Raw genomic sequence first — 24052 nt, forward strand, 5'->3', positions numbered from 1 at the left:
GCATAAGGAAAAAATCCGGCGTCCATGGATTGAAATAACGTCGCCCATGCGCGCACGCGACGCCAAACCCAACACACCCAACACACAGCCCGGAAAGCCGCGAGATAGAAGGCCTGAAATTGTGTTGGGTATCGAAAACCAACCCAACACACACCCAACACACCCAACACACTTTTAGTCGGATTCATGCTGCAGCCGCCTTGATGTGGTCCCAGTTGTCGACGTTCCAACCCGCCAGGCGCGCCGCAGCCCGCCAAGCAACCACCGCTTTGCCCAGATCGGCTGACCTGAGTGATGGGGGCTGGGAAGCCTGCTCATCGCGTGGAAAGAAGAACGCCCCAAACTTGCGGTTGCTGCCGTCGGTCCAGGGAATTGCCCGGGTCTTGTCCACCTCCGAGCTGATGAACAACGAGAACTTCGTCTGGCTCATCACGTGCTCTTTGTTGCGGTGGCACCACTCCAGGAACATCGCATAGAGGTCGGTGGACAAACAGGCACCCCACATATCACGCCCAAGCTCGCCGTATTGCCAGAGGAACAGGAAAGTCTGCCAGCTGGCCCTACTCAGTGCCACCAAACGCTCACGCGCATCAGTGCTGGGCGGCCTGGTGCGCTGGTCGAAGTCACCCAGGTCAACGGACAACAACCACGCGTACAACGCCGCGACGCCTCCATTCTCCAGCTCTCGCCCAACTGCCTTCTGGCGCTCGACCGGAAGTGTCTCCATCGGCCAAAGCACCAACATTCGCCGGTCACTGGGCGCGATCGGCCAGGGCATAATCTCGTTGCTGAGGAACGCGGCGTTCATGTGGTTGGCTTCCTCCCAACCGTTGATGAACTTCGATTCCATGCGCACCGTCTTGCCGGTCACGAGGTGTTTGATCTTGCCCACCTGGTTGTAGCGCTGATCACGGCTCACGACCTCTTCAAATACCGCCCACAACTTGCGGCTTTGCCAGGCGTTGAAGTTGCTTTCGAGCTGAGTCTGCCCGACCGTGGCCGCGTACTGCCCATATAGCAAACCGAACGCATCAGCGAACAAAAGGCTTTTGCCCGAGCCCTCCATGGTCGAGTGAGCCAGCACCGCCGTATCCATCTTCGCGCCCAGGTGCTGCAACGGGTACGCCAACCACTTCACCAGCCAATCGCGTGACGACTGGTCGTGGTTGCACAGGAATGAAATCAACCACCGCAGGTTCTCGCACCCGGCATCATCGCGCGCCGGCTGCATGGGCAGCCCGTCGAACGTATTGATGTAAATGTTGGGATCCTTGGTCATCGTCGGGTCGAACACGATGTTCTCCACGTCGACCACGCGCCGCTCCGGGCTGTTCAACCACATACCGTACATATCACCGAGGGCCATCTTGACCGCGCCTTCGGCAACCCGCCGCTTCTTTTCCCGGTCCCAAACGTCCTTGGTGCCGTCGATGTACACGTACCGTTCAATCGGCTCCAGGTTCAGTGCACCACCCTTCTTACCAGCCATCTTGCGCGCTTGCTCGATCCCCTTGACCTTATCATCCGAGATAAGCTTTTTGCTGGTGTCATCTACCCACTGTTTCGCCAATGGCTTGCCGACGCGAGCCTCAAACGCGGTTTTCTTCATCACCCGCGCCTTGTCGAGATCCCACACTTGCGTGGTCCCCTCGACCAGCACATAACGTCGCAGCACCTGCTCGTAGGTCAGCACCTCCCCCGCCCCCCCGTCAGCAGCGGGAGCGGCCTCTCCGGGCGCCGCGCTGGAGTCCTGCTCGCTGGCATCCGCCGATGGGGCCGGGGGAAGATCTTGTGGGGCTGGGCGCGACGCGTGCTGCATACCCAACATCCGAGCTGCGTCCTTGACCGCCTTCGACTGGTCGCCATCGTGATCCAGCAGGCAAAACACCTCAAACGCGTCATTCTGGTGACCGTTGGCCAGCGGATCCGCGCCGTGGTGCGAATAGACCTTGCGGTCGGTGACAGTCACACCAGGCAAGCCGGTGCTGCTGTGCGGATACAGCCACTTGTTACCGCGCTTGATGTAATCGTGGGCACGCAACAGCTCTTCCACATCGTGGCACCGGTTGAACTCATCAATCACCGAGGGTTTACCGTCAGCGGGTGGGGCGCGCTTGATGGGTTTCGCGGCGAGCTTCTTCGGTTTCGGCGCCCAAGGGCACGCGGCCTCGGCGTTGCGCTTGAACACATCCCAATTCAACCAAATGTTCAGCAGCTCGCTGGTAAGCACCGGCAGACCATCAGCAGCATTCGGCGGCGTGCGCCAAGTGTACGGCTTGCCAGTACCCGGATGGATCGATGGCGGGAATACGTCCTGCACCAAGCCGGCGCGCAGCTCAAACACCGTGAAGCGTTTGTATTGGTCGGCCTCGGCCTTGGCCGCCTCTTCACCGACAGAATCGCCCTGCTCTTTCGCGGCCTTGGCCCGCGTCATCAATCCTTTGTGAATCGACCCGTCAGGGTCTTTCTCGTTGGGCCAGGAAAGCGAGTGGCGCGTCAGCTCCATGTCATCGGGCATTTTGAACAGCACACGGAACCGCAAAGGATTGCCCACGATGGTCGGATAGACCACAGCCATGGCATCCAGATCGAGACCCATCTGGTCGAACAATACAAACCGCGTCCACTGCACATTGTCCACGTCCAACGAGCAGACACGACTGGGCCCGAGCACTACGCCCAGGTTGTGATTTGGATTGCGTTGCCAGAATGCTTCGGCGGCAACCGGGTCGGTGATGTAACCGCCAGGTTTGTTCCAGCCCATGCCCTTCGGCGCCTTTTCGCCCGGGTCAATCGGGACCAGGGCAAGGTTAAAGGTTTCAATGTAGCGGCGAGCCCAGGACGATATCGCTGTGCTGGTGGATTGCTCACTCATCGCCGCCGCTCCCGCAACCCCTGACAACTGGCACAGGTCGCACACCCCTGAACCGCCTGCTGTCGAAGTAACGGGATAGGGTCATCGCAATCTTCACAGAATTGCGCGCTGACAGAGCACGTCGGGCGCGGCCGGCGCGCTAATGCGAGCTCTCGAAAGTACTCGGCTGCATCGTTGGCGATATCGATATCATCAGACATTGTCAGCGCCCTCCATCGCCTTGCGCGCACCTGCCATGATGCCTAGCACCTCACGGATAACATCCATGCCACGCTGTTCCAGCAGGAGGACTTCGTGCGGCTCCCAAACATTGTCGGCGGCACCGTCGTGCATGCAGGCCACGAACTGGCCCGACTCTTCAAGCATCTTGCCGACGGCCTTCAACGCGTCGGCAGTTGCTGGTACAGGAATTGGCTTGTACCAAACGGCACCCGCCGGCCTCACCAAGGCGTCAAGAAGACAGGGATCGGCGGTCAGCCTGATCACCTCTTCCAGCTCATCAGGATCCAGCCAGCGCCGCTCTTCGTCGTGCTTGACCTTCTTCTGCAAGCTGTCGTAATCGAGCACCATGTCGAGCGCCAAAGCAGTCACGCCGCCCCGGTAATCATGGGCCGCGCGGTAGATCGCTTTGCGCAGAGAAAGAACCGGCCCAGCGGCCGGTGATTGATCTGTTCGACTCATAACCGTAAATACCCCGTTTACGGTCTAGCCATAGAAACGGGCACGCCCTATCCTACGACCACGACCGATGTGCATGTGCTGTGTATCGTCGTAGCTGGGTTGGGGGATCTTTGGTGAGAGGCCCCAGCCCGGCACCCTTTTTAGGCTACGGCTGTTTGAGTTTCCGTAGCAGAACGACCGCGCAAATACTTCCAATCGATATCCGGGCGCAGCTCCTCGCAAGGAACTGATCCATCAGTGCATCTATCGATAGCAATTGCGAGCGCGGCGCTCGCCCGTCGGTTGCCATAAGCAACCTGACGAAGTTGGCCGACAGTTGTGCTACAAGCCCCGGCCATATTGTCCAGCGCACCAGTGTCGAGCGCTTTCATGTATTCAAGTAGTCGCATGCTTGTCTCCTATGGCGTGACATTAGCATTCGCTAAATGCTATCGCAATAGCGGAACGTAATTTACTGTTTGCTAAATCTTGGCGACGATTACTGCATGGACATATACGAAAAACGCCTCACCATCCTCAAAGCTCTCATCGGAGAAAACTCCTTAAAGGATTTCTCTAATGTGCACGACGTCGACGCCTCCTATCTCTCCCAGTTACTCAATGGTCACAGAACGCTAGGCGATCGCGCCGCCATTAATCTGGAATCAAAGCTTGGTATTCCTGCGGGTGTACTGGTCAGCGGTGACTACTCGTCAGAACAGCGAGACGAGATCTTTATGAGCTGGAATCAGCTTGGCCTAAAGCGCTCCAACCTACCCCACCCTGCTTTTTTCAACTCAAAGATCACGGACACTGCTCAACGTGCGGAACAAGATAGAAAAGACTATGAGGAACGCCTAAAACAAGGCATCCCAGTGCCTGTGGTGGGCCAAGTGGAGATGGATTGCGACGGCAGTTTTGAGGCTGGCGAGTACCCGGCGGGACTGTGGATTGGATTCATCGACGTTCACAGTTCCGACGAAAACGCTTACAGCTTGCAGATCGTCGGTAGCGGAATGCACCCCAGGTTAAAAAATGGGGAATACCTCCTCATTGAGCCTGCACACGCTTATTTGCCGGGCGACGAAGTCGTCGTGACCACTAAAGACAAACGATCGATGATCAAGGAGTTCATTTACAGCAGGAACGGCCAGATCAGGCTCGACAATGTCATCGACGGATCCGGCCCTGTATTTTTAAATGAGAGTGAAATCGAAAGCGTTCACTACGTCGCCGGTATCCTCAAGCCCTCGAAAATACTGAATCGAGATTAATTTAGCATTTGCTATTGCATAAATAATTAGCTGTTGCTAATTTCGGCGTGTACCTCTCACCAAACGAGTGCACGCCATGCAACCCTCACAGCAAAGCCTCCCCCGCTGCCCGGTGTATTTACATCCTGCAGCATGCACAAGCCGAAAGGCAGTCGAAGCAATTCAGCAACGCACTGGATTACTGGTCGTTGTGAATCTGGGTCGCGCCACTATTTCACCCGCCCCCGCAGCCGCAACCAGCGCTGAGCAAGACCCATGGGGCGGTGACGCAGCATGAACAGCTACCTAATCCCTTTTGCCCGCCAAGAGTTGCTGCACCACGTGCTGCAGGTCGGTGGCAGCGCTGTGTGTGGGCTGACCCGGCCCGAGCAAACGATCCACGCAGCCTTTGAGGTTGAGCTGACCACAGAGCATGCGATCGTCACCGTGGATGTTGCGGGCAAAACCCAGCAGCTCAAGTTGAAGCGCAAGGATCCAGCCAACCATCTGCACCTGCGCGACTTCATCCAGCAAGCCGCCAACGCGTCGGCAGCGGCCTGAGGACAGCGCCATGAACCGCACCCTGGATCAAACAGCCGCTTTGCTCGGACTCAAGCCCCGCGCCTTCCGCACCAGGTTGCGGGAACTTGGCGTGATCAACTCATCCGGCGACCTGGCCGCCGCGCACCGCGAGCGCGGCTACCTTTTCTCGGACGCTCGCGTGCGCTGGAACCCAACGATCGGCAAGCCAGTGCACTACGCCGTCGTAATGGTGAAGGAAGCGGGTGTTGAGTGGATCGCCAAGAAGCTGGACATCACCATCACCAACAAGGACGCAGCAGCATGAAGACGCCGAACGCCATCAACTCCGCTGTAGGCGCCCTGAAACTGGTGCCAATGTTCCTCAACCACCCCGGCGTGATCAGCCGCGCCACGCTGATTGGCGCCTCGGCCGAAGCTGTCGCACTGCTGGAGTCATTGCCCTGCGTGTCGGTCGAGTTAGCCGAAGTGTTCCGCTGCGTTGACGAAGTGATCGCAGAAGGCCAGATCGCCTACGTGACGCCAGTGAAGTGCCCGGAATACCCATACGGCGCTGTAGTCGCAGACGCCCGGGGCAACGTCCTAGCAGCAGCCAAAGGCAAAAGCAAAGAGGGCCTAGCCGAATTGATCCGCCTCAAGCTGGTGCCCCAAAAGGAGGGGCGTGGGGAGGAATCCGCGTGACCACCACCCTGGAACAACTCCGGCGCCAGTTCGCCACGCCGTGCCCATCCTTGACCGCCGTGCGTGAACAGTACTTCACGCACATACGCACCGACCGCTACCTATTGAGCGAAATCAAGGCAGGTCGTATCGCGCTGGTGGTCAAGCGGCTGCACTGTTCGGCCCGTGCCAAGCCAGTCGTTTATCTGCACGACCTGGCCGACTACCTCGACGCCCAAGCGACGAAGCAAGCGGCCTGATTCAAACGGTAGCCCCTGCCGACCAGGGGCAAACATCAACTCATCAATGAGGCACAGCACATGAAACCTACCAACACCTCCGAGTTTATCGCCGAACTCAACGCCGGCGTATTCGCCAGTCAAATCGGGCACGCCCTCTCAGAAGTCGCGGCGGGTGTCGTCGACAACAAGAAGGTCGGCACCGTCACGCTCACTTTCACCATGAAGCAGATCGCGGACAGCCACCAGGTGACCGTCAATCACAAGCTCGCCTACAAGGTGCCGACCAAGCGCGGCAGCCGCAGCGAAGACACCACCCTCGACACGCCAATGCATGTGGGCTCGGGGGGCTGCCTCACGCTTTTCCCAGAGACGCCGCACGCCGATCAGATGTTTTCTCGCGATGACGCACCGATTCACGCCAAGTCGTAACGCTTCACTACTCCATACCTCTCACCAAAACAGGAATAGATCCAATGGAAGCTCGTGCAATTCAACTCATTCAAGACACCGCCCTGCTCGCCCACGCTAAATCGCTGGGCACCTTTACGCCAGTTCTGGCGCTGCCGGGCGACGTCAAGATCCACAGCATTGAAAAGTTCCAGGAGCTGCGCAGCCGGTTCCGGGGCTCGCTGGCCACCCACTCATTGAAAGACTTTGCAGACTATGTGATCGCAGCCCAAGGCCCCGCGGTCGCTGGTTTTGTCGATGGCGACTCGATGGCCTGCACCGTGTACTTCAACCTCGGCACCGCAGCGGAGCCGGGCCATGGTGACTACACCGCAACCCTCGGCCTGAAGAAGACTGCCGCGTTCCTTGCACTTGAATACGCCGCGCAACGCCAGCACGCCCAGAAGGATCTCAGCGATTGGATTGAGGACTGGGCGCGAAACCTGAAAGCCCTGGACGCTGACGACAAAGAGATCGACCTGCGCAAAGCTGCCGGAGCGATTCGCTCCATCAGCATCGAGCAAGCACGCAAGAGCGAACACGTAGTTGGCGACATGAGCGCTTCCCGCTCCGCGATGGATCAGATCGAGGCCAAGTCGTCAGAAGGTCTGCCGGCTGAGTTCCTGTTCACCGTAGCCCCTTACGAAGGGCTGATGGCACGAACCATTCGCTTGCGCGTAGCCGTACTGACTGGCGGCGATAAACCCGCGCTCCGCCTGCGCTGGATTGGCGAAGCTCAGCTGCGCGAAGACCTGGCGCAAGAGTTCAAGCAAGTCGTTCAAAAAGAAGTCGGCGGTTCCGCGACCCTGACGATCGGCACTTTCAACCTGGGTTAACCACCTGCAACACCCCGTCGCCGTCCTCTCACCAAAACTGTCCGGCGGCGGGCTCTAACGAGGCATACAGCACATGCAAATCGAAACTTACATCATCGTCGCCGGCCTGCTCCTAGGCTGGATTGCGACCGCTTTCTTCCTGATCAAAGCTAGCAAGAAAGCCTTTTCGCGCGGCTTTGATCGTGGCGTCAACCTGGCCCGCGAGCAGCATGCCGCTTCGCCTGCCTGCACCATCGACGACCACGAACTGATGACGAAGATCACCACGTCACTGGGACTAGCCGTGGAAACCTGGCAAGCGTTCCCAGGGACAGAAATCATGGTCGCCAGGGTGAACAAGCAGCGCCGACAGCTGACCGCCTTCGCCGCGAAGATGTGGTTAGCGGCCTACCCAGCACCCCTCAATGCGGAGGATGCAGCATGACCTGGATCCTCACCCAAAGCGGCCAGCAGTTCGACCTGCTACGCCCGACCGCAGCCATGATCAAACCGGTGGATATTGCGCACGCCCTGTCGCGCTTGTGCCGATTCAACGGGCACACACGCGCTCATTACAGCGTGGCGCAACACAGTCTGATTGTTGCCAGCCTGGTACCCACCGAGCACCAGCTGGTGGCCCTACTGCACGACGCGACCGAAGCCTATATCGGTGACATGACACGCCCGCTCAAAGCGGTGATGCCTGAATACCAGTACGTGGAACATCAGATCTGGCTAGCCGTGTGCGAGCGCTTCGACATCCAACCCGATTTGTCTGCCTGCGTGAAGCAGGCCGATCTGGTTGCCCTGGCCACCGAGCGCCGCGACCTCATGCCAGAACACCCGGGCGCATGGGACTGCCTGCAGGGCGTACAACCAATGGATGACGTAATCATTCCACTGCCGGCGGAATACGCCTCTGCGGCATTCTTCTCGCAGTTGATGGCCCTGATGCAGAGCAATCACCGCCAGAGGTACGCGGTATGACCTCTTTCAAAAAGCAGCCATTCGACTTCAAGACCCAGTACGGCCTGGGCTTCAACGCTCAGGACGATGAAATCGTCGTGGACTTCTTCTGCGGAGGAGGCGGCGCCGGTACCGGCCTGGAGATGGGCCTGGGCCGTCCCGTAAACGTCGCGAAAAACCACAACCCGAACGCTATCAGCATGCACACCATCAACCACCCAGGCGCCGTGCACTATACGACCGATGTGTTTGAAGGTGACCCAGACACCGAGTGTGGCGGCAAGGCTGTGGGCTGGTTCCACATGTCGCCGGACTGCACACACCACTCCCAGGCAGCCGGCAGCCAGCCGCGCAAGCGCGAGATCCGCAACCTGTCGTGGGTCGGCCTTAAGTGGGGAGGAAAGAAGCGGCCCCGGGTGATCAGCCTGGAGAACGTGAAACAGATCCTGCAATGGGGCCGCCTGATCGCCAAGCGCGACATGGCCACCGGCCGCGTTGTGACTCTCGACCAGGTGCCGCACCCGACCAAGAAAGGAAAGACCACCAACCGGATCGCCGCCCCTGGCGAGCAAGTGCCGGTATCGAACCAGTTCCTGGTACCTGATCCGAAGCAGCGCGGCCGCACCTGGCGTCGGTTTGTGGCGCTGCTGGAAGGCATGGGTTACGTGGTGGAGTGGAAGGTAATCAGAGCTTGCGACTTCGGCGCACCTACCAGCCGGGAGCGCCTGTTCATGATCGCCCGTTGCGATGGCCGGCCGATCGTATGGCCGGAGCCAACCCACGCCAAGAACCCCGCCAAAGGCCAGCAGAAATGGAAAACAGCCGCTGACTGCATCGACTTTACCGACCTGGGCAAAAGCATTTTCGGCCGCAAGAAGGACCTGGCCGACGCCACCCTGCGCCGTGTTGCGAAGGGAATGAAGAAATTCGTCATCGACAACCCGACGCCTTTCATTGTGCCGATCGCGAACTGGTCGGTTGAGTCGGTGCAGTCCGCCGGCGAGCCGCTGCGCACGATCACGTCTTACCCAAAGGGCGGCGCGTTCTCGGTGGTCAGTCCGGTGATTGCTCCGGCAACGCACCAGGGCAGCGACCGGATCAACGACCCGCTCGAACCGCTGCCGACGGTGACCTGCGCGAATCGCGGCGAGCTGACGCTGATCAGTCCGGTGATGGTTGGCGCCGGCGGGCCGGTGTACGCCGGTCATCCAGTATCTGCCGACCACCCAATGGGGACACTCATGACCCGCAGTCATCGCGCGGTTGCATCAGCCTGCATCGTCCAGGCCGGGCACGGCGAGGGCTCCGGCGCAACCAAGCGCCGCTCCCACGGGGTGAACGACATCTGCGGTCCGGTGGGCACCGTCACTGCAAGCGGCGGCGGACAGTCCGTCAGCACCGCAGTAATGATCCAGGCCAACGGAGGTTTCAACACGGTACACGCCAAGGACATCCGCGACCCGATGACAACGGTGACCAACACCGGCAGCCAGCAACAGTTGGTGACGGCCACTCTGGTGACGAACACCACCGGCCACGCACCAACGGACCTTGATTGCCCCGTGCCTACCGTGACAACCGGTCAACACCATATACTGACGACTGCCCACCTGGTGCACATGCGCGGCAACTGTGATGCACGGGATGCAAATGACCCGCTGCACACCATCAGCACCGGCGGCCAGCACCACGGCCTGGTTAGCGCATTTATGGAGCGGGCATTCGGCGGCAGCGTGGGTCAGGGCCTGGATGATCCGGCGCCGACCATCACCGCCGGTGGCGGCGGCAAGAGTTCACTGGTGTCGCTCACCCTCTCGCCAGAGCATGAAGCGGGAGCCCTGCGGGTTGCGGCCTTCCTTATCAGCTACTACGGCACCGAGAACACCAGCGCCTGTGATTCGCCAGCACCGACCATCACCACCAAGGACCGCCTGGCCCTGGTAACCGTGATGGTCAAGGGAACGCCCTACGTGATCGTCGACATCTGCCTGCGCATGCTCAAGCCGCCAGAGCTGTACAAGGCCCAGGGCTTCCCCACTGGCTACATCATCAGCCACGGCGCCGACGGCAAGCCCTTCACCATCACCCAACAGGTCCAAATGTGCGGCAACAGCGTGAGTCCGCCGCCGATGTGCGCCATCGCCATGGCGAACGACCCATGGCAAATCAACCTGCAACAGCGGGAGGCAGCATGAGCGATAGCCAAGTAATTACCGTGCCACGCGACGAAGTTGAGAGAATTGTGAAGCTGCTGAACGAAGCCCGCGAGTGGCTTATAAACGTAGCCCCCAAGGAAGTTTGGACACCTGCATATAAGTCGCTGATCGATCGTCTGGATAAAGAGCTGGCTCTACCCAACAGAACGGTGGAGAAGTGATGATGGAATTCCAAAGCGAAATCCTGGCCGACGAAGAGCTGGCCACCATCACCGGCTATCAGATCCCTTCCAAGCAAATCCAGTGGTTGACCGAAAACCACTGGGAGCATTTCTTGACCGGCGCCCGACGCCCAATTGTCGGCCGAGTGTATGCCCGAATGAAGCTGGCGGGAGTTACCCCTTCTGCCGTGAACCCAGCGGCTGAAACCTGGACGCTCGACCTGGCGAATGTGAGCTGACCAATGCGAAGGAAAAATGCAGCCAATCTGGACCTGCCACCGCGCATGATCCGCCGTAATGCCACACTCAAGAGCGGCAAGATATGGACGGGGTATTACTACAATGGCAGGGACGCCAACGGCAAACGTAAAGAGATTCCCCTGGGCGGCGACCTCGACCAGGCAAAAGTGGAATGGGCCAGGCTGGAGCGACGAGCACCACCGAAGCCCAGCCACTTGCTGGGCTTTTTGTTCGATAGGTACGTGAAGGAGATCATCCCCACCAAGGGGCTGCGCACCCAGTCCGACAACATGAAAGAACTCAAGCAACTCAGGAAAGCGTTTGAGAAAGCCCCTATTGATTCGATCACTCCCCAGGTAGTTGCACAGTACCGGGACGCCAGGACCGCCAAGGTCAGGGCCAACCGCGAAATCGCACTGCTGTCGCATATGTTCACAATCGCCCGCGAGTGGGGGTTAACCAGCAATGCAAACCCTTGCTTCGGCGTTCGACGCAACAAGGAGACACCGCGAGATTATTACGCCGGCGATATCGTGTGGAATGCGGTGTACGACGCAGCCGTACAGGAACTCAAGGACGCCATGGACTTGGCCTACCTGACGGGCCAGCGCCCGGCTGACGTGCTCGCGGTTGCCACCACAGACTTGAACGCAGGCTTCCTAATGGTCAAGCAGGGCAAAACCGCGAAGAAGCTTCGACTACGCCTGGAAGATGAAGGCGTTCAGTCCGCGCTTAGTGCCTTTATCAATGACCTGCAGGAACGCCGCGCCTTGGCCGGCATAAAGACATCAACGCTCATCACAAACACCTCCGGCCTTCGCATGAGTCAGCAGATGTTGCGCAACCGGTGGGACGAAGCCCGCGAGAAAGCCGCTATTAAGGCCGGAGCCGATGGCGATTCATCCCTGGCAGTGCTGATCCGTCAGTTCCAATTCAAAGACATTCGCCCGAAAGCCGCCAGCGAGATCGAACTCACGCACGCCAGCCGCTTGCTTGGACACTCAACCGAGGAGATGACCAAGAAGGTCTATCGGCGAGTAGGTGAGATTGTAAAACCGACTAAATAGTCACGTGCTATATTCGGAACTCCACCCAACAAAAAGGATAATCAGATATGGAAATGAACATGACCACCAATTCAGGGGAGGTTTATAAAATCGACTTGGCCGTTGAGAAAGTTACAGATGTGAAGAATATTATTGCTGCGGCAGAAACAGAAGACGAAATGGGGTGCGTTCTTAGATTTCACCTGATGCTTGAAAGCCTTTTATTATTTTACCTAGAAGAGAAATGCCAAGGCGAAGTAGGTAAATACGCTAAACCCCCACGGGACTTCGGCCAAAAGTTGGGCATGGCTACGGCCTTCGGAATGCCCCTGCAAATAGCCGCGGTGATTCATCAGATTAACAACATGAGAAACAAACTCGCCCATGGCCACAGCCCAGGGATAGATAAAGGAGATGTAAAGCAGCTCGCTAGACTTGTGAACTTAATGTCCGCTATAGACGCAGAGTTCGCGCCTTTGGAGAAGCGCTACATCTCACTTCCCGTAAAACGTCCCGGTGAAAAAATAACATTTGGTACTGATAGCCCTCAAATTGACTTCCTGATCTCGTGCATTGCGTTCTGGGGAACTGCATTAAACACGCTCGTTCAGGAGGCGGCTCTGAACAAAGTTCGGCTGCAGATTGAGGCTCAAAAATCAGCAGCGGTAGCTGCTCCGAAATAGTCCAAAACGCCGATGCTGCCTGGCAGATTGCGGAAACGATCGTAAAAGTTGCGGAAACGATCCCAAATCGCGGGCAATAAAAAACCCCGTAGACCATTGATCTACGGGGCTTTAAGAGTGGAGGCCGAGGTCGGAATCGAACCGGCGTAGGCGGATTTGCAATCCGCTGCATAACCATTTTGCTACTCGGCCTCAAACGATCAATGTCCCGACTGCTGACACTCACCGCATAAAAACTTGAGTGGGCTGTATAACCCTGCCTCTACTCTAACTCATTGAATACATTGAAGTTTTTAATGCTTCATTGCGTTCGATGGGCGCCATTATGTACGTATTTGCCTAGGCGTGCAACCCCTTGATTTCAAAAATATTTCGTATTGGCATCAAGGGGTTGCGGGCCTGCCCTACTCCTTGATGCGCAGTTGTTGGTACTGCGGGTCGGCCTTGATTTGGGCTTCGGTGAAGGGCAGCGGGCGCAGTTGTTTTTGGGAGAAGGCTCGGGTCTGGTCCTTGGCGTGTGGGGAAGCCGGGTTGCTGGACTCGGAGAACGCGAGGATGCCTTGGGCATGGGGCCCCTGGTCGTCGAAGGTGACGATTTGCAGGTAGCTGGTGCCGCTGACCACTTCGCGCTTGCCGTCGGCGCGGGGCACGGTTTGCATGGCGTTGTAGATGCCGAGTTCCTGCGGGCCGCCGTGGATCGGGGTTTGCCCTGCGAATTGGACCTCGCCCCAGGTGCTGCTGGCGGTCAAACCGCGTTTGGCGACGTCGGCGGTGGAGGCCAGCATGGCTTCGCGCAGGGCTTTGGCGACATCGGCGCGGTCGATGGCCAGGCCGCGTGGGGTGGTGAGGGGTTGGGCCGGGTCGAAGGCCACGCGCCAGGCGTCGGGGATTTGCTGCAGGTGCTGCACCAGGTTGATGAAGTGCACCAGGCCGAGGCCGCTGTCGAGGTTGGCACGCTGGTCCCAGGTTTTCAGGCTGGAGCACAGGGGGTGCAAGGCAGTGGCGTCGCTGCCGAGGTGTTTGGCGCAGAACGCGAGCAGATCGGGCATGACTTGGCCGGCCAGGTACACCTCATTGTCCATCACCATGTTGTGCAGGTCGCTGACGCTGATCGGTTTAACCAGGGATTGCAGGCGTTGCAGGGCAAAGCGCGCACGTGGGCCGAGGCCGAGATGGTCCTGGCTGATCAGCGGGGAGAAACCGGTCAACGGCGCCTTGGGGTTGGCCAGCCACGCCGAGTCATTGGAGTGCTGCACGTAATCGGTGCGTTGCAATTGCGGCAGTTGGTCGGCCGGGAAGATCCCAGCCTGTGCTGCACGCGGGTCAACGTCCCAGGCACAGGCCCTATGGGCGCCGTCGAGCATGATCATCTGCAGGCCGGCGCGTGAGTCGCTGCATTGCGCCAGTTTGGCCGCGCTGACGTTGGGCACCACCGACAGGTTCATGTACAGGCTCTGGCCCTGGTCATCGGCGGCCAGGGTGTTGACCCACGGGATGCCTTGCAGAGTGTGCACCGAGGTTTTCAGCTCATTGAGGCTGCCGGCACGGTTCATCGCGTACCACTGTTGCAATACACGGTCGTTGCCCAGGTTGGCATCGCGCAGGCTGAAGGCGTAGTGGCTGTCCCAATCGAGCTTGCCCGGCCACTGCACCACCGGGCCGAACTGTGAGCTATAGACGGTGTGCGATTGGTCCTTGAGGCTGCCATCGGCCTGTTTGACCTGCACGGTTACCGTGGTTTTATCCAGGGCGACCGATTTGCCATCGAGCATGTAGCGCGTGGAGTCCTTGGGGTCCAGGGTCAGGCGGTACAGGGTGAAGTGCTTGGACGTGTCCACGGTGTGGGTCCACGCCACATGCTGGTTGAAGCCGATATTGATCACCGGCAGGCCCGGCAGCGCAGCGCCCATCACATCCAACTGGTCGGGGATGGTCAGGTGCATCTCGTAAAACCGCATGCCGCCCACCCATGGGAAGTGCGGGTTGGCCAGCAACATGCCGCGCCCGTTGAACGAGCGGTCACGCCCCACTGCCACGGCGTTACTGCCACGATCGAAGGCGAAACGCTGTTGATTGGCCACGACCTGATCAAAGGCCTTGGCACTGCTCGACACACCGGCGGTTGCTTGAGGCGGCGCCGCACCCACCAGGGCTTCGGCGAATTGGCCGACACCGCCTTCGACCAACAGCCTGCGGGTCAGCTTGACCAGATCTTCAGCCACCAGTGGCCGCACCCACGCCGCCTGGCACTGCGCAGGCGCGCCCTGCTCTTTCAGATAACGGTTGTAGCCGGCCACATAACCTTCAATACGCTGCTGGATCTGCGGGCTCTGCGCCTTCCAGAATGCCGCCACCGCATCCGGCGTATTGAGCCAGCCAAAGAACAGGTCGCTGGCCAGGTTGTTGCGCTCTTCCAGGGTCGCCTGCTCGGGGCCGAAGAAGCGGGCGCGCTGGCCATTTACGGTGACCACTTCATTGGCCAGCAGGCACAGGTTGTCCTGGGCGTAGGCGTAGCCAATGCCGAAGCCCAGGCCACGTTCATCGTTGGCGCGGATATGCGGTACGCCGTAACTGGTGCGGCGGATGTCCGCCGCCGCTGGCGTCACCTGCTCCCGCGCAGAGGCGGCCAGGCCCAACCCCAGCAACACTCCGGCCATGCAGACCCTGGACAACCCATTGGAAATAATCACGCAGACTCCACCGTCAGATTTAACCGTCTCACAAGGGGCAATAACCCCACCGTAAGAACGCAAATCACCGGGAATAATTTAATGCACGGGGTCGTTTATTTAAGGCGATGGGGATGTGACAAAACCGATACCGACGAAATTTCTACATCCGACACTTCATGATTTCGCTCGCTCGTTCGTCTTATTAACCAAGAGCGCTCATTTTTTCCTGATCAGGCTCTGATAAGGAGTTTTTGCATGTACAACCCGCAAGTGCCCACGGATGGACATTCACACGCGGCCGACGCCAGTTTCGGCAGCGGCCCGCAAGCGTTCGGCAAAACGCCCGAACAGCAAGGCAACCAGCGTATCCGCCATCTGCTCAAGTGTTTTGGCCTGCGTACCAGCCTGATCCGGCTGAAGGTCATCGACGCCCTGCTCACCGCCGCCGACAACCAGCGCACCCTTGGCGTACGCGGCGTGCACAGCCACTTGCTGGAGCTGGGCATTCCGTTGTCGTTTCTCAGCGTGCGCGAGGTACTCAAGCGCCTGTGCAGCGAAGGTGTGATCACCCTCAATGCGGACAAAAGCTACAGCCTCCATGAAGAGGCTGCCAAGGTACTCGAAGGCCGCGCCTGATCGCCGTTAAAGCTTGACCTTGCGGCGCATGATGCCGTTGATCACCACCACGACCACTGCGACGGCAATGGCGATGGTCTGGAATGTCTTCTCGCTGATGACCCCGGTGTTTTGCAAATAGGACAGGCCAAACATCGTCGCCAGTACGGCCAGGGCAATCAGAATCGAATATTTCAAACGCTGTTTTTGGGTCATCAGGGGGGTCCTGTATCTGGGAGTGGAACGGGATCAATAGGCGCTCATGTTACAGGTGATGAAACGCTTTGGCTCGTCTGGCGCACGCTGCGATAAACCCAGCCCGAGTAAGCAGAAAATATTCCCTGACAGTGCAATGCTGACGCTGTCGTCGGTACGGAACTGACTGCACTTGACCAGCCCGCCTACTCCCCGCCTACATCCGATCTTACAAAACCTGGTACCCGCAGCCGGAACGCGAACGGACGTTTTCAGCACACAGCGGTGCGCCATGGGAAAAGGGAACCTCCCGTTGACAGGCGCTTGTTCTCAGTACGTCTGAATAGGTACCCAACAATGACCCAACTACATACTCGCTCGCCTCAGCAGTCATACACGTATCAACCGCCCCACCCTAACGGTCCATCTCTATCCACCCTCCGAGACACCGCCAGCGCACACCTCGATTCGGCAGCAGGCCCCACTCCCCAGCCACAAACAGACAATTGCCCAGACAGCGGTGACTTCAAGCAACAGCTCGCAGATCAGAAGAACTTCAGGACCCTGGCACGCAAACTCAATGAGCTGGCGGCGCAACTGGGTGAAGCGGCCACCCCGCTGGCTGTCCTCACGGCACTCAAGTCCACGTCGATGGAAGTCGCGCCGGGCTCATCTTCCTCTGAGGAAGCCGGCAGAACCACCACACTGGAGAACTACATCACCTCCAACGGCCTCCCCGTACCGGACAGCCACTATTCCTTGATCGCCCTGGCCAGAGCCCTGATCGACAGAGCTCTGGAACACCCCCTTGGCAATTTTGGTGGTGCGTTGAGCTGGCCTATTCCCTTGAGCACAGTTGATCAAGGGCGCCTGCGTAAGTTCGCCATGAACTACGAACATCATCTCGGTGACAAGCCCTTGGTCATGGGAGTGAAGGGGGGGTTGCTGGAGTTTTTGCGTTACAAGGCCCCCCTTCCCGAGGGAGTCCTGAGTGATCCCATCCAAGTGGGGGAAATGCTGATGGGTACTGCCGAGGGGTTATTGATGGCTGAAACCCTGTGCAAGCAAATGAATTGGGTTGCCACCCGCGAAAGCGCGTACGAATGCCTCAAGACAGCAATAATTCTGCAAATGGACCCGGAGTGCTTGACCGAGCCTAACCCTAATAAAGTGGCCGGTTTTGATTTGTCCAACAAAACCCATTGGGGCAAGCCTTTATCGATGATTGTAGACGGCTTGAGTACGCACCTGAGCAAATCAGGTAGAACCTCCGCCGAGATGTCCAAAACAGGTGCACACCTGTTGCTTTTAATGAAGCACCCCGAACTCTTGATCAAAGACGTTCCCGACGCTGTGGTGTACGCCAGCGCCGCCTGGGTCAGGCTGCGGACCGCGGCAGCATCGATAGAGGCCAAGACGCCAGGAAAAGTGCAAAACATGACCTTTAACCAAGTCATGGCTGAAGCTGAAACTGCCGCCCTTTACAATCCGCAGGCCACTCAACGTGCGCTGATCGCTGCCCTGCGAGTATGGGGGCTGGTCAATGGCGTTCTTTCTCCGGAGCAGGCCGGACGTTACAACGCAGCCGACATCGAGGTGGTCAGAAACGCGTTCAACCAACAGGCCATTGAGCAGATTGACGCCTCCAGCCTGATCCAATCCGAAATGCCCAGCCGCAGGGATATCGCCCTCGCTCGCCTCAAGGAGCGGTTTGGCGAAAGCGTTCCGTTTGAAGAAAAGTTGCTGAAGGTCCATGACACCAAGCAACCTTCAATTCAACCGGTCTACGACCCGAATCGCGCGCCTGCGGGCATGATGTCGCTCCTGGACATTGCAATGAGTGGATTGGACAACTACGAATGGGTGAGCCAAGACCCGCGCATCAATGCCGCACTGGAAGGCAAGTCGCTCAATTTGGGAGTCAATGCCGAATTCAACAGCCAACTTGCACAGGCCATCAGCGACAAGAAAAAAGGCATCGGCGTAGCGATCAAACATATGATCGCCCAGCTTCCACTGGCTGACAGGCAGAACCTCGAGTACGGGCAGCTTGAGTTCTATCAGCTCAATACCTATCGCCTGGGCCTCGGTTTCACCGACAGAACCCTCCACCATAAAAATGAAAAGCTCTACGTCAAGGCCACTGGCGCGAATGGCACCACCACGTATGAGGTGGACCTGAGCAAGCATTCCATCACGCAGGTCAGTAACAGTGTCCTGACCTGCGAGCGTGAGCGCGATGCCAATCGGGTCTATCCGATCGAGAAATTCACACCCGTTGCCAATGCCGACTTCAGCCAGAACACACAAGCCGGATCAGCGCAGCCTACCCCCTCCACCTTCACAAGCGCTCGAACCCAGGCCATTGCAGATACCTTTGTGAAACACCTTCACATTGATAATCGGGACGTCATCAAGCAAGCCAAGGGCGTCACCAGCTTCGATAAGCAGATGGATGCCGAATGGGCCTTGACCAACTTTTTCCTGGATTTGATCCCTCTCAGATCGGCGATTTGCAATTTCAAGGAGGGTCAATACATCGACGGCGCCACAGACCTGTTCCTGGACGTCTTCAGTTTTGTCACTGCCGGTGCAGCGGCCGCAGCGAAAGTCGCCAAGGTTGGTACCAAAGCCATCACCATGACGAAGAAGGCGCTGCAATGCTCGAGAATCGTCGGAACCACCGTTATCAGTGAGTTCAACCCGTTGAATGGTGTAGGTGATTTGTTGCTCGGGGGCACCCGCCTCGCAAGCAAAGGCATTACTAAAGCCAAGATTGCGGCAGGCTTGACTCCGCCGCCTTACGGTGATGTCACATGGGGGACCTTAAAGGTCGGGGAGCAAACCCTGGAGACCAGCAGCATTATTCATAATGGGCAACGGTACGCCTATGACCCGGTCACGATGAAGCCTTACGGCCCGCCACTGAAGGATTTCAGCGTGCAGGACACCTTGAATCCTAACTCTCCCACAACACACAGAAAACCCAACAAAAGTCATCGATTCAACCCCTTGAATACCGACGCTCGTCCGTTACACATCAAAAAGCCATTACCCGAGGGCGACTACGTAGAAAGCTTGCAAGGCAAGTTGGAGCTTGACCATTTCGAACCGGATACCATAGAAGCAACCATGAACAAGTTCAAACAAGAAATGAACGCATTTTATGACGCCCTGCCCCCTATAAAAAAGCTGGAGCGTCCTCTTATCCCATCGGTGCCCAAATCCGTCAGCGTGCCAACACTGTTTGAAGAGGCGTTCAAAACCTCTAACGGCATAGTGTTGGGGGAAAAGCACTCACAGATGGCGAGTTTCAAGGTGCTTTTCGCTAACGTGGAAACGTTAAAGAACCAAGGCGTCAAGAAAGTGTATTTCGAAGGGCTTATCGATACGCCGACAGGCCTGCGGGATGACGGTATAGGTGTACTGGGTGAACAAGGGCGTCGAACTAATCCGACGCTCGAGGAACTACTCGGAAAGCTTGAGGCCAATGGCATAGAAGTCATGCCCATTGATCACTGCTTCCTCACGCGACACAAAGACCAGCCCCATAAAAAGCGTACAACAACGGGCGAAAGCTCGCAACGCCGCCTCAGGGAGTGCAACTACTACGCCTCGGAAACCATCCAGGCGACTTCAGGAACTGAAAAATGGGTCGCACTGGTTGGGTGCGCCCATATGAACACTTGCGAAAATGTACCAGGCCTGGCTGAGTTGACACACAGCATCGGCATCTACGTGGCTAACGCAGATAACGTCAAAGGGCAGGTCGGCAAGCAGTTAATTGGCCGGCCTCAAGACCCTACAAAACCGGTAGGCTGGGGAGGCGGCATTCCGGGTGATCTGCATATTTTTGTAGAACGCTGACCTTACTTGCTGCTCTCCCGCAAACAACGGCCCGGGGATGTATCCGGGCCGTTGTTTGCCCTATCAGCCAGCACGCACCCACCGCTGGTGCAGCCACCGCGCCAAGGCATCCAGCGCAAAGCCCAACAAGCCGATCAACACCACCATCGCCATCAGCTCCGAATAAGCCAGCCGATCACGGGTATCGAGGATGTAATACCCAAGCCCCGCACTGACTCCCAACATCTCGCACGGCACCAGCACGATCCACAGAATGCCGATGGCCAGGCGCACGCCCGTCAGCACATGCCCCACCACGCCGGGAATGATCACCCGGCGCAAGGTCTCCCAGCGGGTCGCGCTCAAACTGGCGCTCAACTGCAACCAGCGTGGGTCGAGCTGACGCACCCCGGCGGCGGTGTTGAGCATGATCGGCCATACGGCAGCAAAGGCCAGCAGGAAATAGATCGGCTGGTCGCCTACCCCCATCAGCATCACCACGATGGGCATCCACGACAGCGGCGAGATCATGCGCAGGAACTGGAACGCCGGCGTGGTCGCCGCCTCCAGGTTGCGCGAACTGCCCACCAGCAATCCCAGCGGCACGCCGACCAGCAAGGCCAGGAGCAACCCAACGAAAATACGCTTGAGGCTCACGGCGATGTGCAGGTACAACTCCCCGCGCCCGAGCAATTCCCACAGGCTGGCGGCCGTGGCGGCCAGGGAAAAGCGTGCCGACAAGCCGTCCGCCGCGCCAAACACTTTCACCCCCAGCCACCAGAGCAACAGCAACCCCGCCAAGCCACTCAACCCGAGCAACCAGCCCGGGATTTCCCGTTTGTTCAAACGCCAATCTCCTCATGCCGCTCAAACCCCTCAGGCAAACCAAAGGTCTTCATGCCGCCCACGGACTCAATGGCGTTGCGCACGAAACGGTCGTCTACCAGGTCCTTGGCGACAAACGCCGGGTCCAGGTCGGCGAGGAATTTCTTGTCGCCCTCGATCAGCGTGTCCTTCAGGCGGCGCACCAGTTCCTCGGTGTAGCTGGGGAATGGGTAGGGCTGGAAATCGATGCGGTGCTCATCCCAACTCCCATGCTGGATCGCGCCGTCGGCCAGGTAGGCCACACGGTCGGCCGCGGCGGGCGCCAGCACTTTGCTCAACACCGGCTCGGCATGCGGGGTATAGCGGTTAGAGCCGTCCTTGGACAGCAGCTTCACCGCCGCTTCGCGGTTGTCGCGGGTCCACACCTGCGCCTTGACGATGGCATTCACCACCTTCTGCGACCACTCCGGGCGGCTGGTCAGGTCGTGCTCGTGCATGAACACCACGCAGCATGCGTGGTTGCGCCACACGTCACCGGTGAAGCGCTGCACGCGACCGACCTTGAGGTTTTCCGCCAGGGCGTTGAACGGCTCGGCGACGATATAGCCATCGATACGCTGGCTGGCCAGCGCCGGTGGCATGTCCGACGGTGGCAGCACGATGAGGTTGACCTCATTGGCCGCAATCGCACTGCCCGCCGCCCGCGCCACCGGCGTGAGGCCGTTGTCGCGGAACAGTTGCTGCACTACTACGTTATGGATCGAATACCAGAACGGGATCGCCACCGACTTGCCGCCCAATTGCTTCACATCGGTGATGCCCGGCGCCACGGTCAGGCCCGAGCCACCCACATGGTTCCACGCCACCACTTTGGCCGGCACCTTGCTGCCATAGCGTGCCCACACGGTCATTGGCGACAGCAGGTGAATCACGTTGACCTGGCCCGAAATGAACGCCTCGATCACCTGCGCCCAACTGCGCAGCAGCACCGGGCGCTCGGCCTTGATGCCTTCGGCTTCGAACAGGCCATTGTTATGCGCCACCAGCAACGGCGTGGCGTCAGTGATCGGCAAGTAGCCAATGCGCACGGGTGCGTCCGGCTCGCTGGCAGCGCGGGCCTGCAGACTGCTCAGCAGCGGCAAGGCGCCGGCGGCACTGAGCATGGCGGAGAGTTTGAGAAAGTCGCGACGCGAGTGGGTCAGGTCATCCAGGCACATGGGCAGGCTCCAGCAGGTCAAGGGGGTTGGGTTGAGGGCGGCTCGCCTGCCGTAGGGTTTTGAGGATATCGATGCGCAGCGCGCCGATGGCTTCCACCTGTTCTTCGCGCGGTTGCGGCAGGTCGATCAGCCACTCGCCCAACGTCCGCGCCGGGCGGTTGCCCAGTAGCAGGATGCGGTCCGACAGCAGCAGCGCTTCATCAATGTCATGGGTGATCAACACGGCCGCCGAGCCCTGCTCGCGGTTGACCTTGAGCAGCAGGTGCTGCATGTCGGCGCGGGTCACCTCGTCGAGGGCACCGAACGGCTCATCCAGCAACAGCACCTGGGGCTGGCGCGCCAGGCAACGGGCCAGCGCCGTACGCTGGGCCATGCCGCCGGAAAGCTGCGCCGGGAAGTGCTGGCGCGCATGCTCCAGGCCAACGGCGGCGATGGCGTGGTCGACACGCTGGCGGCTTTCCTCAACGCTCAAGTGTGGCTGGCGGGCGAAGTCCAGGCCGAAGGCGACGTTCTTTTCCAGGCTCAGCCAGGGCAGCAGGCTGGGGTCCTGAAACGCCACCGCAACACGCGGGTGAGGGCCATCCACAGGTTCACCGAGCACCCGCACACTGCCGCCCTGCGGCGCCTGCAAACCGGCAAGCACCCGCAGCAGGCTGGACTTGCCTACCCCGCTGGGACCGAGGATCGACACCACTTCGCCGGGCTGCAGTTGCAGGTCAAAGCCCTGCAACACTGGACCGCCGGCGTACCCCAGGCAAATCCCCTGGGCGTTCAATACCGCGTTCGTCATAGATTGGCCTGGCGCTGTAACTCGGTGCGCAATTGCACCAGGCTCGGGGTCACGATCGGCACGAACGCCGACTCACGCCAGCGCCGCGCAAAGCCGCTGCCGTGGGCGGTGAGGTAGGCCTTGCCGCCGCTGGCCTGCAACTCCAGTTGCACAGCATGGGCGGCCGTTTCGGCCAGGGCGATGCGCAGCTTGAACAACGCTGCCGGCTCGGCCGCAAAGCGCCCGGCCAACAGGCCGTTCTTCAGGTCGCTGACCAGGTGATCCAAAGTCCCGCGCAGCGTCTCCAGCTCTTCGCGCAACACCGTACGGGTCGCGCCCAGGTGGTTGGCCACTTCCGCCAGGGAGCGCCGGGCCAGGCCGATGGACATGCCACACTGCAACCCAAGGAACGCCGGGCGCACCGCAGGTAAAAACTTGCGTGCATCCTCATGCAGCAACCAGTCGCGACTCAGCGCCACGCCTTCGAGCCCCAGGGCCGCCGTGTTGCTGGACTGCAACCCCAGCAGTTCCAGGTCGCGGGAGCGCTGCAAGCCGGCCACCGCATCCGGAATCGCCAGGATAAACGGCGCACCACCCCCGGCATGCTCGATAGCAGCCGCAGCGACAAAACCGCTTTTGCGCAGGTTGGTGACCCAATGCAGCCGGCCGTTGAGGGTCCAGCCGTCGTCGGTAGGCTCGGCGCTGATCTGCAGGGCTTCAATACCCGACAAGAACTTCATCGCGTTGGACAGCCCCGTGGCCCCCGCCAACTTGCCGCTGAGCAGGTCCGGCAAGAGTCGCTCACGCAATTGCGCATTCGGGCTTTGCAGCAAATATTCGATAAACGAACGCTGGCCCCAGCACACAAACGCCGCCGCCAGGGAATGGCTGGCAACATTGGCGATAGCCTCCACCGCACCGGCCACATCCCCACCCAGGCCACCAAGCTGAGCCGGCACGCCGATACGCAATACATTGGCCTCTGCCAGCCGTGGCAGCACTTCCTGTGGATCGCAACTGCCCACGTCCAGGGCCTGGGCTTGAACATCGAGCCAACGGCTCAAGATTGGGTCAAGCATTCATGTTTCTCCTTTTCACAGCGGGTGGGT

The 24052-nt window shown here is 59.2% G+C and carries 26 protein-coding genes and 1 tRNA gene; 16 read left to right on the top strand and 11 right to left on the bottom strand.

Annotated features, from left to right (window positions below):
* Positions 1-184: 184 nt before the first annotated feature.
* The 4 genes from BMX59_RS09140 to BMX59_RS09155 all read right to left on the bottom strand — a co-directional run bounded on the left by BMX59_RS09140 (position 185) and on the right by BMX59_RS09155 (position 3945).
* Positions 185-2875: a bifunctional DNA primase/polymerase gene (locus tag BMX59_RS09140; protein WP_093121098.1), complete on the bottom strand. Its 2691-nt coding sequence runs from the start codon at positions 2873-2875 to the stop codon at positions 185-187.
* On the bottom strand, positions 2872-3075 hold the full coding sequence (locus BMX59_RS09145) for a TraR/DksA C4-type zinc finger protein (protein ID WP_093121099.1): 204 nt from the start codon (positions 3073-3075) through the stop codon (positions 2872-2874). The genes BMX59_RS09140 and BMX59_RS09145 overlap by 4 nt, the downstream gene beginning before the upstream one ends.
* Entirely contained in the window at positions 3068-3556 is a 489-nt protein-coding gene (locus BMX59_RS09150) for a phage regulatory CII family protein (protein ID WP_093121100.1), read from the bottom strand. The genes BMX59_RS09145 and BMX59_RS09150 overlap by 8 nt, the downstream gene beginning before the upstream one ends.
* Before the next feature lie 140 nt (positions 3557-3696).
* Entirely contained in the window at positions 3697-3945 is a 249-nt protein-coding gene (locus BMX59_RS09155; RefSeq protein WP_093121101.1) for a transcriptional regulator, read from the bottom strand.
* A gap of 96 nt (positions 3946-4041) precedes the next feature.
* Here BMX59_RS09155 and BMX59_RS09160 point away from each other — a divergent pair, with 96 nt between their 5' ends.
* From BMX59_RS09160 to BMX59_RS09225, 14 genes are all read left to right on the top strand, one after another.
* Positions 4042-4809 (top strand): S24 family peptidase, encoded by a 768-nt coding sequence (locus tag BMX59_RS09160; RefSeq protein WP_093121102.1) that lies wholly within the window; start codon positions 4042-4044, stop codon positions 4807-4809.
* A 273-nt stretch (positions 4810-5082) separates the two neighbouring features.
* Entirely contained in the window at positions 5083-5349 is a 267-nt protein-coding gene (locus tag BMX59_RS09165) for a hypothetical protein (protein ID WP_175486669.1), read from the top strand.
* Positions 5350-5359: 10 nt separating this feature from the next.
* A complete protein-coding gene (locus BMX59_RS09170) occupies positions 5360-5635 on the top strand; it encodes a hypothetical protein (RefSeq protein WP_093121103.1) in 276 nt (91 codons plus the stop codon).
* Complete coding sequence (locus BMX59_RS09175; RefSeq protein ID WP_093121104.1) at positions 5632-6009, top strand: hypothetical protein; 378 nt, start codon at positions 5632-5634, stop codon at positions 6007-6009. The genes BMX59_RS09170 and BMX59_RS09175 overlap by 4 nt, the downstream gene beginning before the upstream one ends.
* The gene (locus BMX59_RS09180) at positions 6006-6248 is read left to right on the top strand and encodes a pyocin activator PrtN family protein (protein WP_025856656.1); all 243 of its coding nucleotides are present in this window, start codon (positions 6006-6008) and stop codon (positions 6246-6248) included. Before BMX59_RS09175 ends, BMX59_RS09180 begins: the two co-directional genes overlap by 4 nt.
* Positions 6249-6308: 60 nt before the next feature.
* The gene (locus BMX59_RS09185) at positions 6309-6659 is read left to right on the top strand and encodes a hypothetical protein (RefSeq protein WP_093121105.1); all 351 of its coding nucleotides are present in this window, start codon (positions 6309-6311) and stop codon (positions 6657-6659) included.
* 44 nt (positions 6660-6703) lie between these two features.
* Positions 6704-7513 carry a DUF2303 family protein gene (locus tag BMX59_RS09190; protein WP_093121106.1) on the top strand — a complete coding sequence of 270 codons (810 nt, stop codon included), beginning with the start codon at positions 6704-6706 and terminating at the stop codon, positions 7511-7513.
* Positions 7514-7586: 73 nt separating this feature from the next.
* Positions 7587-7937, top strand: coding sequence for a hypothetical protein (locus tag BMX59_RS09195; protein WP_093121107.1), 351 nt, complete (start codon positions 7587-7589; stop codon positions 7935-7937).
* A complete protein-coding gene (locus BMX59_RS09200) occupies positions 7934-8479 on the top strand; it encodes a phosphohydrolase (RefSeq protein WP_093121108.1) in 546 nt (181 codons plus the stop codon). The genes BMX59_RS09195 and BMX59_RS09200 overlap by 4 nt, the downstream gene beginning before the upstream one ends.
* The gene (locus BMX59_RS09205) at positions 8476-10653 is read left to right on the top strand and encodes a DNA cytosine methyltransferase (RefSeq protein ID WP_093121109.1); all 2178 of its coding nucleotides are present in this window, start codon (positions 8476-8478) and stop codon (positions 10651-10653) included. The genes BMX59_RS09200 and BMX59_RS09205 overlap by 4 nt, the downstream gene beginning before the upstream one ends.
* Complete coding sequence (locus BMX59_RS09210; RefSeq protein WP_093121110.1) at positions 10650-10835, top strand: hypothetical protein; 186 nt, start codon at positions 10650-10652, stop codon at positions 10833-10835. The genes BMX59_RS09205 and BMX59_RS09210 overlap by 4 nt, the downstream gene beginning before the upstream one ends.
* A 2-nt stretch (positions 10836-10837) precedes the next feature.
* Positions 10838-11074, top strand: coding sequence for a DUF4224 domain-containing protein (locus BMX59_RS09215; RefSeq protein ID WP_093121111.1), 237 nt, complete (start codon positions 10838-10840; stop codon positions 11072-11074).
* A gap of 3 nt (positions 11075-11077) precedes the next feature.
* Positions 11078-12142, top strand: coding sequence for a tyrosine-type recombinase/integrase (locus BMX59_RS09220; protein WP_093121112.1), 1065 nt, complete (start codon positions 11078-11080; stop codon positions 12140-12142).
* A 59-nt stretch (positions 12143-12201) separates the two neighbouring features.
* Complete coding sequence (locus tag BMX59_RS09225) at positions 12202-12804, top strand: hypothetical protein (protein WP_256572943.1); 603 nt, start codon at positions 12202-12204, stop codon at positions 12802-12804.
* Between the two features lie 118 nt (positions 12805-12922).
* Here the strand turns inward: BMX59_RS09225 and BMX59_RS09230 are convergent.
* Together BMX59_RS09230 and BMX59_RS09235 are read right to left on the bottom strand one after the other, a co-directional pair.
* Positions 12923-12996: transfer RNA gene (locus tag BMX59_RS09230), tRNA-Cys, on the bottom strand.
* 212 nt (positions 12997-13208) lie between these two features.
* A complete protein-coding gene (locus BMX59_RS09235) occupies positions 13209-15494 on the bottom strand; it encodes a bifunctional acylase PvdQ (RefSeq protein WP_093121114.1) in 2286 nt (761 codons plus the stop codon).
* A 237-nt stretch (positions 15495-15731) separates the two neighbouring features.
* Between BMX59_RS09235 and BMX59_RS09240 the strand changes: the two genes are divergently transcribed.
* A complete protein-coding gene (locus BMX59_RS09240) occupies positions 15732-16112 on the top strand; it encodes a fe2+ zn2+ uptake regulation protein (RefSeq protein ID WP_093121115.1) in 381 nt (126 codons plus the stop codon).
* Positions 16113-16118: 6 nt separating this feature from the next.
* Here the strand turns inward: BMX59_RS09240 and BMX59_RS09245 are convergent, their stop codons facing one another.
* Positions 16119-16307, bottom strand: coding sequence for a hypothetical protein (locus BMX59_RS09245; RefSeq protein WP_010210250.1), 189 nt, complete (start codon positions 16305-16307; stop codon positions 16119-16121).
* A 336-nt stretch (positions 16308-16643) separates the two neighbouring features.
* Here BMX59_RS09245 and BMX59_RS09250 point away from each other — a divergent pair, with 336 nt between their 5' ends.
* Positions 16644-20153 (top strand): membrane-targeted effector domain-containing toxin, encoded by a 3510-nt coding sequence (locus BMX59_RS09250; protein ID WP_093121116.1) that lies wholly within the window; start codon positions 16644-16646, stop codon positions 20151-20153.
* Between the two features lie 63 nt (positions 20154-20216).
* On the opposite strand, the gene BMX59_RS09255 is transcribed toward BMX59_RS09250, so the two are convergent.
* From BMX59_RS09255 to BMX59_RS09270, 4 genes are read right to left on the bottom strand one after another with little or no spacing between them, the layout of a single operon-like run.
* Complete coding sequence (locus tag BMX59_RS09255; RefSeq protein WP_172963352.1) at positions 20217-20963, bottom strand: ABC transporter permease; 747 nt, start codon at positions 20961-20963, stop codon at positions 20217-20219.
* An 11-nt stretch (positions 20964-20974) separates the two neighbouring features.
* Entirely contained in the window at positions 20975-22174 is a 1200-nt protein-coding gene (locus BMX59_RS09260) for an ABC transporter substrate-binding protein (RefSeq protein ID WP_093121118.1), read from the bottom strand.
* Positions 22161-22964: an ABC transporter ATP-binding protein gene (locus BMX59_RS09265; protein ID WP_093121119.1), complete on the bottom strand. Its 804-nt coding sequence runs from the start codon at positions 22962-22964 to the stop codon at positions 22161-22163. The genes BMX59_RS09260 and BMX59_RS09265 overlap by 14 nt, the downstream gene beginning before the upstream one ends.
* The gene (locus BMX59_RS09270) at positions 22961-24022 is read right to left on the bottom strand and encodes an acyl-CoA dehydrogenase family protein (RefSeq protein ID WP_093121120.1); all 1062 of its coding nucleotides are present in this window, start codon (positions 24020-24022) and stop codon (positions 22961-22963) included. Before BMX59_RS09270 ends, BMX59_RS09265 begins: the two co-directional genes overlap by 4 nt.
* Positions 24023-24052 lie beyond the last annotated feature (30 nt).

Origin of the sequence: Pseudomonas sp. NFR09, from assembly GCF_900111535.1 — a bacterium.
In the GTDB taxonomy this organism is placed as follows: Bacteria; Pseudomonadota; Gammaproteobacteria; order Pseudomonadales; family Pseudomonadaceae; genus Aquipseudomonas; species Aquipseudomonas extremorientalis.